The sequence below is a fragment of the Candidatus Zixiibacteriota bacterium genome (assembly GCA_040756055.1).
In the GTDB taxonomy this organism is placed as follows: Bacteria; Zixibacteria; MSB-5A5; order GN15; family FEB-12.
In genome coordinates this window covers 686,393-700,362 of record JBFLZR010000001.1, presented here as the reverse complement: position 1 = coordinate 700,362, position 13,970 = coordinate 686,393, and the positions used below count along the sequence as shown (strand labels likewise).

Annotated in this window: 14 protein-coding genes and 1 pseudogene; 6 read left to right on the top strand and 9 right to left on the bottom strand. The window is 52.7% G+C overall.

The features are described from left to right. From AB1483_03105 to AB1483_03085, 5 genes and pseudogenes are all read right to left on the bottom strand, one after another. A pseudogene (locus AB1483_03105) lies at positions 1-210 on the bottom strand (FAD-dependent oxidoreductase). A 21-nt stretch (positions 211-231) separates the two neighbouring features. Further along, positions 232-795 (bottom strand): 2-oxoacid:acceptor oxidoreductase family protein, encoded by a 564-nt coding sequence (locus AB1483_03100; protein ID MEW6411442.1) that lies wholly within the window; start codon positions 793-795, stop codon positions 232-234. Beyond that, a complete protein-coding gene (locus AB1483_03095; GenBank protein MEW6411441.1) occupies positions 782-1,666 on the bottom strand; it encodes a thiamine pyrophosphate-dependent enzyme in 885 nt (294 codons plus the stop codon). Before AB1483_03095 ends, AB1483_03100 begins: the two co-directional genes overlap by 14 nt. Next, positions 1,663-2,820, bottom strand: a complete 1,158-nt coding sequence (locus AB1483_03090) for a 2-oxoacid:acceptor oxidoreductase subunit alpha (protein MEW6411440.1) — start codon at positions 2,818-2,820, stop codon at positions 1,663-1,665. Before AB1483_03090 ends, AB1483_03095 begins: the two co-directional genes overlap by 4 nt. Beyond that, positions 2,817-3,098, bottom strand: a complete 282-nt coding sequence (locus AB1483_03085) for a 4Fe-4S dicluster domain-containing protein (GenBank protein MEW6411439.1) — start codon at positions 3,096-3,098, stop codon at positions 2,817-2,819. The genes AB1483_03090 and AB1483_03085 overlap by 4 nt, the downstream gene beginning before the upstream one ends. Positions 3,099-3,529: 431 nt before the next feature. Here AB1483_03085 and AB1483_03080 point away from each other — a divergent pair, with 431 nt between their 5' ends. Both AB1483_03080 and AB1483_03075 read left to right on the top strand, forming a co-directional pair. Continuing rightward, a complete protein-coding gene (locus AB1483_03080; GenBank protein MEW6411438.1) occupies positions 3,530-4,081 on the top strand; it encodes a 2-oxoacid:acceptor oxidoreductase family protein in 552 nt (183 codons plus the stop codon). A gap of 55 nt (positions 4,082-4,136) precedes the next feature. Beyond that, positions 4,137-7,085 (top strand): hypothetical protein, encoded by a 2,949-nt coding sequence (locus AB1483_03075; GenBank protein MEW6411437.1) that lies wholly within the window; start codon positions 4,137-4,139, stop codon positions 7,083-7,085. 19 nt (positions 7,086-7,104) lie between these two features. Here the strand turns inward: AB1483_03075 and AB1483_03070 are convergent, their stop codons facing one another. Both AB1483_03070 and AB1483_03065 read right to left on the bottom strand, forming a co-directional pair. After that, positions 7,105-7,977, bottom strand: coding sequence for a CoB--CoM heterodisulfide reductase iron-sulfur subunit B family protein (locus AB1483_03070; GenBank protein ID MEW6411436.1), 873 nt, complete (start codon positions 7,975-7,977; stop codon positions 7,105-7,107). Position 7,978: 1 nt separating this feature from the next. Further along, a complete protein-coding gene (locus tag AB1483_03065) occupies positions 7,979-8,476 on the bottom strand; it encodes a 4Fe-4S dicluster domain-containing protein (GenBank protein ID MEW6411435.1) in 498 nt (165 codons plus the stop codon). Positions 8,477-8,711: 235 nt separating this feature from the next. Between AB1483_03065 and AB1483_03060 the strand changes: the two genes are divergently transcribed. The 4 genes from AB1483_03060 to AB1483_03045 all read left to right on the top strand — a co-directional run bounded on the left by AB1483_03060 (position 8,712) and on the right by AB1483_03045 (position 12,623). Continuing rightward, complete coding sequence (locus AB1483_03060) at positions 8,712-9,851, top strand: dipeptidase (GenBank protein MEW6411434.1); 1,140 nt, start codon at positions 8,712-8,714, stop codon at positions 9,849-9,851. Between the two features lie 32 nt (positions 9,852-9,883). Then, complete coding sequence (locus tag AB1483_03055; GenBank protein MEW6411433.1) at positions 9,884-10,321, top strand: pyridoxamine 5'-phosphate oxidase family protein; 438 nt, start codon at positions 9,884-9,886, stop codon at positions 10,319-10,321. 186 nt (positions 10,322-10,507) lie between these two features. Continuing rightward, positions 10,508-12,070: a hypothetical protein gene (locus tag AB1483_03050; GenBank protein MEW6411432.1), complete on the top strand. Its 1,563-nt coding sequence runs from the start codon at positions 10,508-10,510 to the stop codon at positions 12,068-12,070. Continuing rightward, a complete protein-coding gene (locus AB1483_03045; GenBank protein ID MEW6411431.1) occupies positions 12,060-12,623 on the top strand; it encodes a hypothetical protein in 564 nt (187 codons plus the stop codon). The genes AB1483_03050 and AB1483_03045 overlap by 11 nt, the downstream gene beginning before the upstream one ends. A gap of 14 nt (positions 12,624-12,637) precedes the next feature. Here the strand turns inward: AB1483_03045 and AB1483_03040 are convergent, their stop codons facing one another. Both AB1483_03040 and AB1483_03035 read right to left on the bottom strand, forming a co-directional pair. Further along, a complete protein-coding gene (locus tag AB1483_03040) occupies positions 12,638-13,381 on the bottom strand; it encodes a 2-phosphosulfolactate phosphatase (GenBank protein MEW6411430.1) in 744 nt (247 codons plus the stop codon). A 56-nt stretch (positions 13,382-13,437) separates the two neighbouring features. Continuing rightward, positions 13,438-13,896: a hypothetical protein gene (locus AB1483_03035; protein MEW6411429.1), complete on the bottom strand. Its 459-nt coding sequence runs from the start codon at positions 13,894-13,896 to the stop codon at positions 13,438-13,440. Positions 13,897-13,970: the final 74 nt, after the last annotated feature.

Below are 13,970 nucleotides of genomic sequence, written 5' to 3'. Positions count from 1 at the left end.
TCATATAGCGCAGTCCATCGTAGGGAAAGTCTTGTCCAGTTGCGCCATCCTTCCGCCGAGGGAAGGGGTTTTTTCAACCAGATAGACTTTTACCTGCGATGCCGCGAGATCGAGCGCAGCCTGGATACCGGTGATACCGCCGCCGATAACCAAGACCCCGTCTGCTTTTCCTGGCTGTCGAGCCATTTGTGTCTTCCTCCAGATGCGACCGCTTTGAAACGAACCGTTTTGTTATACTTTCATTTCGGCTTTGCCAATAAGCTTCATGCCGTACTCATAGCCGCTGTCAAAGGCTTTGAGATTGAGTTCTTCGGTGCCCGACGGCACGGATGTTTCCACGGCTTTGCGCACCGCCTCGTGAGGAACAACGTCGGTTACAGCCGCGAAGAATCCCAACATGACGATGTTGAGGACGATTTTGCGGCCGAGGTCCTCGGCGATGCGCGTGGCCGGAATGCCGAATTCTGTGGTTTTCGGTCCGTGTTTTTGCAGTTTGACCAGGTCCTTTTCGTAAAGGTAAATGCAATCCTCCGCTACCTTGTCTTTGTGGGTCATGTACCCGTCGTGCGACATAGCCAGGAGAATCTTAGGTGCTGTCACATAGGGATAGAGCACGCGGCTGTCGGACACGACGACCTGCGCGGAGCATGCTGAACCTCTGGCCTCCGGGCCGAAACTCTGGGTGAGCGTGGCGTGCTGGCCGTTGTAGATGGACGCGGCCTTTCCTATGATGTAACCGCACAGAATTACGCCCTGGCCGCCGAAGCCGGTGATTCTGATATCAGTTGTTGCCATGGACGCCTCCGTACGGTGTGTATTTGTCGCCAAAAGTCTTCTTGTTGCCTGCGTTGAGGCACTCGAGATAGGTTGGTTTTTCTATATCGACGAATTTGCCAACGGTTATTTTCGACTGGAAGTCAATGTCGAGTTCTTTGAGGTCGGCCCCGTGTCTGATAACACTGTTGTCGTGATAAAATTTCATCAGATCGAGGCCAGTACCCAGTTTGTTGATCCTGGCGTACAGGGTTGAACAGGGTGCGATGACCTCGACAAACGAGAACCCCGGTTTGCTGATAGCCTCGGCGATTGCAGTTGTGAGCCGTCGAATGTGGAGAGCTGTCCACCGGGCCACGTACACGGCTCCTGATGATGCTGCCAGCAGGGGAAGACTGAAGGGGTGTTCGCAGTTTCCATAAGGGGAGGTGGCTGCTTTGGCCGTTATGGGTGTGGTCGGTGCGACCTGTCCGCCTGTCATAGCGTAGATGAAGTTATTGACGCAAATGACGGTTATGTCGACGTTTCGTCGGGCGGTGTGAATGAAGTGATTGCCGCCGATCGAAATCAAGTCGCCATCGCCGGAGAAAACGATGACTTTCATATCCGGCCGGGCGATGTGCAGTCCGACGGCGAACGGAATGGCCCGTCCGTGGGTGGTGTGGAAGGAATCGAGCTTCATGTAGCCGGCTACGCGTCCGGTACATCCGATTCCGGAGACCACCGCGACATTATTAAGGTCCAGCTTGAGTTGCTGGAGGGCGGCCGACAGCGCGGTGACGGTCGTGCCCAAACCGCATGTGGGGCACCAGATGTGCGGAATGCGGTCCATCCTCAGGAGTTTCTCCATCGGATGTTCTTCTTTGACTAATTCCTCTACTTTCGCATTCATTTAGCGGCTTCCTTTATAGTTGCATAAATATCTTCGGGGTTGTGTACGGTACCGCCGGCGTGACCGACGAGATAAGTCTGGCATTTGCCGGCAGCGCAGCGGTCCATTTCCAGAAACACCTGGCCGTAGTTCATTTCCACCATGATCAGCGATTTGACTTTGGTGGCGAGCTCTCTGACCCTTTTTTCCGGGAACGGCCACACGGTTACCATTTTGATCTCGCCGACTTTCATACCCTGTTTACGGGCTTTCATGATAGCCGGCTGAACCACGCGCGAGGAGATGCCGTAGGACATGACGACGACATCGGCGCCATCGACATCTTTTTCCTCGAGCCAGATGATGTCGTCGACATGCTGTTTAACTTTATCGATGAGGCGTCGTACGTTTTTCTGCTGCGCCTCGGCGTTGATAACGGGATAGCCGCGTTCGTCGTGGGTCAGGCCGGTGACATGGAACTTGTATCCTTTTCCCACCGGGAGCATGGGTGAAACGAGATCTTCGGTTTGCTCGAACGGCCATGCTTCGCCGGGTGGCTTGGTGGTGTATTTGCGTTCGACCAGTTCGATTTGTTCGGCTCTTGGAATAACCACTTTCTCGGTCATGTGTCCGACACATTCGTCGGTCATAATGAGCACCGGCATACGGTAGGTTTCCGACAGATTAAAGGCGTGGATGGCCAGTTCGAAAGATTCTTGTGGCGAGTCCGGCGCCAGGGCGATGACTTCGTAGTCGCCGTGGGAGCCCCATTTGGCCTGCATCATGTCGGCTTGACCCGGAAGGGTGGGCAGTCCGGTCGATGGCCCTCCGCGCTGGACATCGACAAGCACGCACGGTGTTTCCAGCATAAGTCCGAGACCGAAATTTTCCATCATGAGCGAGAATCCGGGTCCGGAAGTGCATGTCATTGATTTAGCGCCTCCCCACGAAGCGCCGAGGATGGCGTTCATGCTGGCCAGTTCATCTTCCATCTGTATGAAGACACCGCCGACAAGCGGGAATCGCCGTGAAACTCTCTCAGCGATTTCGGTGGATGGCGTGATTGGGTAGCCGCCGAAGAATTTGCAGCCGGCAGCGATAGCCCCTTCGGCACAGGCGTGGTTACCATCGAGATAATGCGAGCCTGTAAGAACGTTTTTGGGGTCAGCTTTCAATTAAGCACCTCCTTCTCCCCGGTATCTACCCGGACGCAATAGATAGCGAAATCGGGGCACAGCATTTCGCAGAGATCACAATTGACACACTCCTGGGGCTTGACAGCGACGGGAGGGTGGTAGCCCTTGGAATTGAACTCATCGGAAAGTTCCAGCACGCCTTTGGGGCAGTATTCGACACAGAAGCCGCAGCCTTTGCAGCGTTCTTTTATAATGTGGAGTTCGCCGTGTGGAATTTGCAATTTGTCAATATCTAAGGGGGTTCTCCAGAACTTCATATAAGGCCTCCGCGTTGGCCACATCTGAAAATGCTCTTTTGCGGCCTTATCATACGGTTATGAGATATGTCTTTATATGTCTCTCAAACATTGAGAGAGTCTTTTCTACGATATAAATGCCAGCCTTGAGAGATGCCTGCGCGTGTTGCGGCGGCATTAGTTTTATACGGTCATGGCCGTCTCAGTCTCAGCTGCGTAGAGGCAAAGTCGCCGTTGATAAACGTTCGGTTGAATAACCAGATGGTATTTCGCTATGTCGAAATGTAATATAATGGGGCGGCGTTGCGCAACTGAAAATCGAAAAATATTCGGCATCTGCGTCTTTTAAGGTATCCGAGATTACTTATTGCCGATCACCCGGCGGGCTTATATATTAAAAAGTCAGGCGACCAGGCCGATTTCCGGCAGGTCTTTCACAACGGGCAAAGTATATGGCTTTCAGGTATAACATAAGATTCAGCGGGGCGGGAGGCACGGGTTTACTTCAGGCAGCGCGGATTATCGCGGAGGCGGCGGCCATATATGACAACAAGAATGCCGCCGAGAGTTGTTCTTACGGTCCGGAGGCGCGCGGCAATGCCAGCCGGGCGGAGATTATCATTTCCGACGAAGCGATAGATTACCCGAAAATCGAATCGATTGACCTTTTGATGGTCTTGACGCAGGAAGCTTACCAGAAGAGCATTGGTGAACTGGGCCCCCGGGGGGTTGTAATCGCCGATCGCCAGGTCAAGATCGGTGGTGAGATTGGCAAACGGAAGGTTTTTTCGGTACCGTTTGTGGAGATTGCCGAAAAGGAGTGTGGCAAACCAAACATGGTCAATATTGTCGCGCTTGGCTTTTTCGCAGCCGTCAACGGGGTGATAGAGCGGAAGTCCATCCGCCAGGCCATCTTAGCACGTGTTCCCAAGATGTCCGAGAAAGAGTATATCTGCGCGTATGAGGCCGGGTTGACGGCTGCCAAACCGGAGGCGAAGAATTAGAGCCGCTCATGCCCGCATACCTACAGCACGCTCGATTTGACAGGGAAAGCAGAATATGAAGGATCCGCTGGTTCGATTAACGGAAAAGACTGCCGCGCTGGGTAATTATCACCGCAAGTATCTCCACGTAATTTCCTCAAATATAGATAGTCTTACGTCGGCCCTTGAACAGAAGGGACTTCGCGACAGCGTTCACCTGTGGTCGTATTCGCTGGAAGTTCCCGGCGAGATGGACACGGTGTTGCAGGTGGCGGCGGATGAAAAGGAGCAACTCGATTTCCTTGGCTGCTACTTTGGTCTTCAATTCCTCCACATGAACCTTCGCATGGTGGACATTATAAAGCTTGAATTGGCGACTCACCCGCACGGTTGGCAGACTGCCCGGCGTCTGATGCTGGAGGCGGGTCGAATGTTCCGTTACCTGACCAAGTCATACATGGAGCGTCTGCTGAATATTTTCCTCAAGGATCAAAGCTATCCGCCCTATGTGATACTGGGGGTCGGGACAAGGGCTGACCAGGATGATATCGATCTGGGTATAATTCATCGGGGGCCTGCGGACGCCGGCGTCCTCAACCGGGCCATCAGCCGGCTGTCGACGGAGATGTTCAAGAAATCGACGCGGCTGCATTTTCATCTTTCGGAACACGTCGGCGAAAACAGCCTTACCGCCACCATAGAGGAATATGAAGATATACTTGATCGCGGGCTTTACGATTTCGTTATCGTCACGGAGATGCTTGGAGCCGCCACGATCCTGGGGGACAACACTCTGTTCGAGCAATTCAGAGAGCGAGTGACCAGGCGGTTTTATTATGATTCCGGCAACAGGCAGAATCGGTTTCATGAGGGTTATCTGCGGGGGATACTGGGGGAGATAAGATCGCTGGCCACCCGTCCCAAACCGTCAGAGAGTATCAATCCGAAAGATGACGGTTTGAGACCGATAAAGAGTCTACTTTCCGCGCTCAAGCTGGTGCACGGGGTCGAGAAAACCAACGCCTGGGCGATTGTCGATGAGCTTCGCATTAAAGATGCGAAAAGGCGCGAGCAGTACGATGATCTCGAGGAAACGCTCAGTTTCTTTGAGTTGTTCAGGCATCTTTATCAGATGACTGTCGCTCAGGACGAGGATATAAATCTCAATGAGCCGGGTATCGGCGATATGGTGGCGGGGATCGCCAAAATAATCGGATTTGAGAAGAAGGGAGTCGTGAGCGCCAAGGATTTCATGCTTGTCAACTATTACGATTACCTGGACAAAAGTATGGAGGCGGTAGAAATTCTCACTGAAGATTTGCGCCGGCACCTTCGCGAAGTGACGATATTCGGTCCGATTTTCTCCGGAGAGATTCACACCCGACCGGGGTACCGGGGCAATCTGGCGATGGATTTCATCCGGGCGTCGAATTTTGTGAAAGGAGTCACGTACTGGGATGACTTCCAGCAGGAATTGAGTGACGAGAATGGTCCTTTCTACAACGAGTTTATCGACAGTTTCAGCCATTTGCGCGGCAGGGTTCGCAGGAAAGTCGCCCTCGGTTACCTGGCGGGGATGCAGTATGATCCGTCATCGGTGCTTCGTTTCATGATAATCCTTGGCAGAAACGCCCGCGACGAGAGGGCCAAGCAGGTATTCGAGATGATAGGACATTTGTTTATCGAAGAGCTGGAGAGGCTTCCCAATAACACGGCGGCCATGGCTCACATGCTTTTGAATTGCCCGGACCTGCTGAATAGTTTTCTGGCGCTGATAGACTGGGATTCACTCACCCGGTTTGCGGAAATGGCTCATCGTCGACCGGCATTGCCGGAGTATCTCCCGATCCAGAGACAGCTTCAGGCGCTGGCGGATATTCATCTGGAAAGCAGCCATTTCTTTAAGCAGCACTTCCATAAGATTCTCAACAAGTACCCGGTCTTCATCAAGCATTTGTACAACAACGAGAAGCTGAAAGAGATCACCGATGGTACCTACAGTGATATCTCGTCACTGGCATTTCTCGAAGAGCGGATCGAGCAGCTGGGTGACTATTATGATCTCGAGTTCGTGCGGGTGAGCCTTCTGGCGATGTCGGGCGTGGGCAGTGAGCAAACCGATGCGGAGTTCGTGGAATTTTGCGACAACTACACGCAGTTGCTTCACGAATTGTGCCAGCAGGATGTACACTTGAGTCTTGGATACTCAATGCACACCCATGACCGTTTTGCTTTCTATGCTGCCGGCGGACATGCGCGGGAGCAGGGATTCGACGACGATTACGACATGATTGTCATTCTGGATTCGAGTGATCCCGATGAAATTGAATTCTGCAACAAGATTGTCGGCAAGATGAACATGCAGGTTTTGAAGCGTGGCGTTTTGCCGCATCACCGGTTTGCCGATCATTTCGGAACCTACTGTATAAGTCTTCCTCAGATCGAAGAGCTTCTCAGTGCCGACAGCGAAGATACTTTTGTCGATCAGTCTCAGGCGCTTTGTTCGCGAATGCTGGTCGGCACGACCAAGCTGGAGCAGAAATTTCTTGAAAACATTATTACACCGTTCATATTCGAGCGGTCGTCGAAATACATCGAGGCGATGAAGGGAGAGATGGACTGCCGGCACTCGCGTGAGGACGACGAGCAGCGCAGCAACATCAAGGAGTGTCACGGAGGGTTGCGCGACATGGAGATGCTTCTTTTGATGTATGCCACAAAACATCGGATTCGTGAATGCCTTTCGCGCCGATTTTTGCGCCGTCTTTCGGAGATGGAGCCCGAACTGGCTGATGATTTCATGTTTCTCGATGACCATCTGACGTTCATCAAGAACCTTCGTGATGTTTACCGCCTCAAAGTCGCGGCGCACAATGTTATTGCGCCCGAGTATCTGATCCCGGTCACGGTTAGTATGGGTTACGAGGAGACGGCCAAAGGCAGCAGATTGCTGTACGATGATTTTCTCAAGCGTACGGAGATAGCCGCCAAAGTGGTGGATAAGCTTGCCGGTAGAGTGAAGTAATCCAATATGGCCGACCTAATCAGGCCGGGACCGACTCGAATATCTTGTCAACTTTGACCTTGTGCAGGTTGAGACCGACTTCTTCCTGCGTCAATCCCTGAGCGATTCCTAAAAGCTGGAAATAGTAAACAATCGGAACATCGAACTTTCTACCAAGCTTTCTGCCGAGAACGATTTGTCCGAGGTCGAATTCATCAAAGCAACTCGGGCAGATCAGTCCCATGCAGTCGGCCTTTTGCGCGGAGATGGCATCGAGGATATCGGCCACCATCCGATTCGGAATGGAATCGGTCATGCACGCTCGCCCGCAGCACAGGAGAGTTTTTTCGTGATGGACGGGATCGGCGCCGATGGCTTTGAGCAGATCGGCCAGTATGGTCGGGCGATCGGGGTCGTCGACGCGCATTATTCTCGACGGTTTGAGCAGATGGCAACCGTAGTGGACGGCTACGCGCATACCATCCAGCGGCCTTTTCACGGTGTCGGCCACTTTGCTGAGACCGAAATCATCGCGGAGGACAGTCACGGCATGGCGCACATTAATAGTGCCTTTAAACTGTCGGCCGATATTTTTCAGGCGCTTGTTTACGGCGGCTTTGAGTTCTTCGTCTTCTTTGAGAGCCAGGTTGACCTCGGAGAGCGTTGCGGTGCAACCGGAGCAGGTAGTTATAATGTCGTGGTTCAGGTCTTCGGCGAGACACAGATTACGGGCCGCAACTGTGTACCATTCCATTTTGTCCCGGGCCTGAAAATAGATCGGGTCGGGACAACAGGTAAACCCTTCAGCATCTACCATATCAAGGCCCACTTTGGTGAGGGTGCGGCGGACGGCGGCCTCAAACCAGGGGTACTTGATGGTCATCATGCATCCGAAAAACGGGATGTATTTCATACTACCTCTCCCCCATTAATTTGTTGAGTTCTTCAACCGGATATTTCTTTATAGCCGCCAGCCCGAGTTCTTCACGTCGTCTTTCAGCCAGAGAAGTGACCTTGGTCGTAATGCCGGACTCGAAGACCGAGCCGGATACGGTACCGATAAGCTCGGGCGCCTTGCCTTCCATGAAGCACATGTTTTTGAGGGCGATGATGACATCGACCGGTCGTACATCCTGGGGACAGCGTTCGGAGCAGGTGTAGCAGTTGGTGCAGTTCCAGATTTCGGAGTCGGGTCCGATCAGTTCTTTTTCGAAACCGAGGATAGCTTTGAGCATGATAAGCCGGGGGTTAAATGTTTCGGAATAGTTGCCGGCCGGACAGTCGGCAACACAGGCTCCGCACTGGTAGCAATAATTGTGACGGGAACCTTCAGCAATGGCATTGAGCTTTTCGCGAAAAGCGAAATTGATTTTGTGCTTTTCGGGCGCTTTGGGATTTTGATTGTCGCTCATGAGTCGGTCCACCTGTTGCTGTGGCAAGTGACGTGAAGCCGGTGGTGATTCTTGACACAGATGGATACTTGCCGTATTTAAACATAATTAAATATCGTGACGTGAAAAATGTCAAACCCTTTTGCGCCATGGGCGGCAAAAACGGCTGTTCTCTGCTGTTGATTTGCGGATTTTAACATTCTATATTTCATCTATGACCAGACATCTTGTTGTGATTCTATTGATTGGAGGGCTCTTGAACTGTTCAGATAGACCCCGCAATTATCTATCACTTCACCGCGACGCTCTCGTTGCCGATATGCACAGTGACACGGTATTGCGTATGAAAAAGGGGCTGGACCTTTCGCAACGTAACAGGTTAGGGCATATGGACATTCCCCGGCTGAAAGACGGGGGAATCGACCTTCAGGTGTTTGCCTGCTGGGTAGACACCGAAACACCCCGGGCGGAGTGCCGGGCCCAGGTCGATTCGCTTCTGGATATCCTTTATTCCCAGATTGTGGCCAATCGTGACCGGATCGCCGTGTGTACCACCGCCGCGGGAGCCGAAAAAGCTATTAATGAGGGGAAGATTGCGGCCTTTGTGGGTATCGAGAACGGCGTGGCAATTGCGGGAGAGCTTGCCAATCTCGAACATTTCTATGAGCGAGGCGTGAGGTACATGACCCTGACCCATACGGCATCGAGTGATTGGTGTGTATCCTCGGCGGATACCGCCCCGGCGTTTAACGGCCTGACTGATTTCGGACGCGAGGTGGTCCACAAGATGAATGAGATGGGAATGATCATTGATGTTTCCCATGCTTCTGTTTCCGCGGTCGACGAGGTTCTCAAGATCTCCACTTCTCCCATCATTGCTTCGCACTCGTGCGTGTATGCGTTGTGTGAACATGACCGTAATCTCACCGATGATCAGATTAAGGCGATAGCGGCCAAGGGTGGTGTGATAGGGGTCAATTTCTATAACGGTTATCTGTCGAAAGAGTGGGAAATTAAGGCGGATTCGATCTGGGAGACCCGCCGCGAGGAGATCGACTCAGTCAAACAGTACTACTGGGATAACGACAGCGCCAGAACCGCCGAGGTCGAAAAGTTTCTCGAGTGGCTGAAGGATGAGATGAAGATTGTCCCGGTGAATGTGGCAACGGTTGTGGACCATATCGATTATATCGTCAAGCTGGTCGGGCCGGATTTTGTGGGACTGGGGTCGGACTATGACGGCGTGTTCGCCGTTCCGGACGGACTGGATGATTGCTCGATGGTGCCGAATATCACGAAGGAACTGGTGGCACGCGGTTACTCCGATGAGGATATTCGCAAGATTCTCGGCGGCAATTTCATGAGGGTGTTCCGTCAGGTGTGCGGGGGCGGTTGAACGCGCGGCCATGAAGCGCGCGGAGAAGGAAAATCACCGATCGCGGCCAGATCAATGAGATCATAAGCGGTTGCGATGTCTGTCATCTCGCCTTCGCAGTCAAAAACGAACCCTACCTCATTCCCATCTCCTTTGGTTACGACGGCCAATATCTTTATATCCACACAGCCAAACAGGGTAAGAAACTCGATATCATCGCAGCCAATCCTCGCGTCTGTTTTGGGATGGAACGCAATGTTAAGTTGGTCACCGATGACGTTAGGGCGTGCAAATGGACTTTCAGATTCGAGAGTGTGGTCGGGTTGGAAGCGTTAGAAGAGCTGACGACCGATGCTGATAAGGCTTATGGATTAGACCAGATTATGGCTCACTACTCGGGCAAAGTCTGGCAGTTCAGTTCGGGCGACCTGGCGGGGGCTCGGCTCTGGCGTATAACCGTCGATTCGGTAACGGGGAAGCGTTCCGGATAAACGATACGTACATAATACCTTAGTAAGGTTCGTCGGGGCCTCAGAAACCGATTGACAGCCAAAAAGAATTCATCTATTAATAAGTAGGCGGGGTTTCGCAGGATCGAGTGCGCAGTCTACCTTCGCTGAACAACGGGGCAGCTAACCTCACGTCATTTTTAAGAACAATACGGAGAGTGGAGCAAGATGTTTATCTGGCGGGGACATCCGATGCGATGCGGTGTTCTTAAAACGCTGTTTACCTTGTCGGTTCTTCTTGTTTGTGTCGGCTGCGCCAAAAAACTTAGTCGTGAAACAGTCACCCCGGAGAATTTCCGTACTCTGAATCACGGTTCACCGTTTCTCAAGGCCCATTTGCTCAATGGTGAGGTGTATGTACTCGGAGACTGGCGGGTCGATGAGAAAGAACGGATGCTATATGGTGACGGCACTCATCTTGGCATAAACCGCCAGAAGCTCGAGAGCGGACTTATGGCAGTACCGATTGATTCGGTAGCTCTCTTCGAAACGAACCGGGTGGTTCAGTCTCCGTCGGTAGGGGCGGTTGCCCTTCTGACCGGAGCGAGCCTTGCGGTTACGGTCGTGTGTCTGACAAATCCGAAGGCCTGTTTTGGATCGTGCCCGACATTTTACGCCACGAATGGCGAGAAGGAGTTGCTTCAGGCGGAAGGTTTTTCCGCCAGTGTGGCGCCATCGCTGGAGGCAACCGACATCGACGCGCTCTACCGCACGAGACCATCGAGTCAGAACTTGACTATTACCATGACCAATGAGGCCCTTGAGACTCATGTGGTACGGCGGGTGAGTCTTCTGGTCGCGAAACGACCTGAAGGTGGGCGGGTGGCCGTTGATCTGGATCGTAGGCTACGCGAAGTGTATAATATCACTTCGCCGAGTTCGTGTGTTGTCGGAGATGAAGACTGCCTTAGTTCGGTGAAAAGTTTTGACGGCCGCGAGCGTTTTTCACAGACCGACTCTACCGACCTTGCATCAAAAGAGACCATCGAATTGACCTTCGATGAGGTTCCTGATGGTTCAAGGGGGCTTCTGATCGCCTCGCGGCAAAGCCTGCTGAGCACCTATCTGTTTTACCAGACACTCTCGTATCTCGGGACCAATGTGGCGGAATTCATCAGCATGCTGGAGCGTGGCGATATTTCGGCGACGAGTCAATCGGTAGGACTCGGTGAGCAGCTTGGGGGAATTGAGTTGATGGTCGAAAACGCCAATGGAACATGGGTGACCGTCAGCACCACACACGAGACCGGGCCGTTGGCGACTGACATTCGTTTGATGCCGATTCCCGACAGTATTGATTTCAATGGCAAGATTCGTTTGCGTTTGACGCGGGGGCACTGGCGTCTCGATTACCTGGCACTGGCATCGGTAGGAGACTTTGTCGAACCGGTACGTCTTGAACCCCGCTCGGTAGTAATGAACACCGCCCGCGTGGAGAATCCCAAAGAGTTGCTTATCGATTCAAGTCAATTCCTGATCACATACCCCGGTGATACCTGTCGGCTGGAGTTTGTCTTGCCGGAAGATTATGCTTCTTACGAGCTGTTTCTCGAGAGCCGGGGGTACTATCTGGAGTGGATGCGTGATGAATGGCTGGCCGAAGAAAACGCCGAGAGGGCGATGCTTATGCTGATGTCACCCGAGCAGGCGCTTAGGACGCTGGCCCCGGAGTACAAAGAAGTTGAGAGTGAGATGGAGAACTGTTTTTGGAATAGCCGGTATGTCAAGTAGGACCATGAAAATCGTTGTCGCGGCTGCATTGCTGGTTGTTGTGATGGCGGAGGGTTGTGTGTCGCCGAAGTGTAACAGTGGGTGGCTGGCAACGGTGGAGCAGGCTCAGAGCTCGGCCTATGGCGGCTGGCTGCAGGTGGTACACAAGTTCGACAGAACCAAAATCTTTGGTTACGGAGAGTTGATAGCTGTTCACAGCGACTCTCTGTTCTGGATGGAAGACAACCATCTCAGGTCGCTGGCCCGGACGGATATTCGGCGGGCACAGGTTTTCACCTACCGATCCCAGCACGGGTCGCTGACGGCGTGGACGGTGCTTGGGACGCTTTCGACGATGTCACACGGAGTCATCCTTTTGATATCCGCGCCGGCCTGGATTTTATTTGGCTCGATTACGACCGGCGCCGTTTCGCACGAGCCTATTGTCGGTTATAATGCGCCGGACAGGTATGAGCCATCGATGTCGGACTGGTTGCGGATGTCTCAATATGCTCGTTATCCACAGGGAATTCCGACGACCCTGGACCGGAATCTCATAAAGGCGAAGTTTTGATGTCTATCGTTTGATCAGCGAAAACAACCGTTGCTGAGATTTGGTACTCGGTCGTGTGTGTCAATTCGTGAGGCAAAACGGACATCATCGGCAAATCCTTCGCCGCGCAATTCTCTCCCCGACATACATTCCCACAGAAGACTGTCGATACGAGTGATATTTGCCTTGAAGGCTTCTTCGCACACAATAGCTTCGGGAGATTTGTCAAACGGCAACTGCGCAAGTATGGCACCCGCTCCAAGGAAGTCCTCAATCGCCATGCGAAGATCGTTGTGGGGAAATTTCTCTCGCTCGCCGCAAGCGATAATCGTGACAGCCGACTCGCTGGAGTCAGTGGCGTTGCGAAGGGCAGCACCGACCGCGGACGCATTTATAAGCGCGCCAACGACGACCACAGGGGCGTTCTGACAGATATTAACACATGTACCACCGTTCAGCGACGGCAACACAATTTTCACGCCAGGCTTCGCGTTATCAAAGGTCGATGGAGATAAAGAATACTGCCCTTTAGGCGAGGCCTCGGACCGTCTTACCGCGATCTCTGCCCCCTCCCTGTCGGCTATTGCTCGGGCATCTGCAGACTCCGGACATGCAAAGACCACAGCTCCTTTGCTGACCGCGTGCACAACGGTGGTGGAAAAGCTCAGGACATCGACCAGTACGATGACGTCGCCGCGCTCGGCGGCTCTTTTCGCGCCGATTGCTCCCCAGTCGAATTTGCACCGATAGGGGGATTGTGAGAAAACGTTGCTATTCATCGTCTATCCTGCGGAGGCAAAGGATCGTAGGGATAACAGGAAAGGCAAGTCCTGATTTACCGCAGCACCATCAAGGTACCCTGGCACTGGAAATTGCCCGCTGTCATGTAGCACTCATAGTATCCGCAGGGAAGGTCACCGGAGCTCCATTCGAGCGTGTGAAGTCCCGCCGGAATGTAATTGTCCATTATGGTGAATGCCAGTCGCCATCGATCATTCTGCAGGGTAATTCTTACATATGTCATCTCCGGCAGCGCAAAGCGGATAATTGTCGTGCCGTTGAACGGATTCGGATAGGCCGGGTACAGCATGAATTCATTCGGGGGATTGGTGGCGCTGTAGTCCCAGCACCAATCATCGGTGGTTCCTCCGATCACCTGGCCGGTCTCATCGGTAATCGCAATAAACGGATAATACGCCGCCGAACCGCCATCAACAGGATTGTCATCGTTGCACCCGCTAATGAGCGCGAACATTAGAATAACCAGAAATATGAAAAGAAATCGATAACCCATGAATCCCTCCTTAAGATGTGCTTCAGATAATAGGATAATATGTATTGCGGTTCAGGTCAATTTTTTTTGCTTAC

Bases quoted from the DNA above. Each gene is read 5' to 3' on its own strand.
- AB1483_03085 (MEW6411439.1), bottom strand. From the start codon at position 3,098: ATGAAGTTCTGGAGAACCCCCTTAGATATTGACAAATTGCAAATTCCA.
- AB1483_03080 (MEW6411438.1), top strand. From the start codon at position 3,530: ATGGCTTTCAGGTATAACATAAGATTCAGCGGGGCGGGAGGCACGGGT.
- AB1483_03065 (MEW6411435.1), bottom strand. From the start codon at position 8,476: ATGAGCGACAATCAAAATCCCAAAGCGCCCGAAAAGCACAAAATCAAT.
- AB1483_03095 (MEW6411441.1), bottom strand. From the start codon at position 1,666: ATGAATGCGAAAGTAGAGGAATTAGTCAAAGAAGAACATCCGATGGAG.
- AB1483_03035 (MEW6411429.1), bottom strand. From the start codon at position 13,896: ATGGGTTATCGATTTCTTTTCATATTTCTGGTTATTCTAATGTTCGCG.
- AB1483_03075 (MEW6411437.1), top strand. From the start codon at position 4,137: ATGAAGGATCCGCTGGTTCGATTAACGGAAAAGACTGCCGCGCTGGGT.
- AB1483_03045 (MEW6411431.1), top strand. From the start codon at position 12,060: ATGTCAAGTAGGACCATGAAAATCGTTGTCGCGGCTGCATTGCTGGTT.
- AB1483_03100 (MEW6411442.1), bottom strand. From the start codon at position 795: ATGGCAACAACTGATATCAGAATCACCGGCTTCGGCGGCCAGGGCGTA.
- AB1483_03040 (MEW6411430.1), bottom strand. From the start codon at position 13,381: ATGAATAGCAACGTTTTCTCACAATCCCCCTATCGGTGCAAATTCGAC.
- AB1483_03070 (MEW6411436.1), bottom strand. From the start codon at position 7,977: ATGAAATACATCCCGTTTTTCGGATGCATGATGACCATCAAGTACCCC.
- AB1483_03050 (MEW6411432.1), top strand. From the start codon at position 10,508: ATGTTTATCTGGCGGGGACATCCGATGCGATGCGGTGTTCTTAAAACG.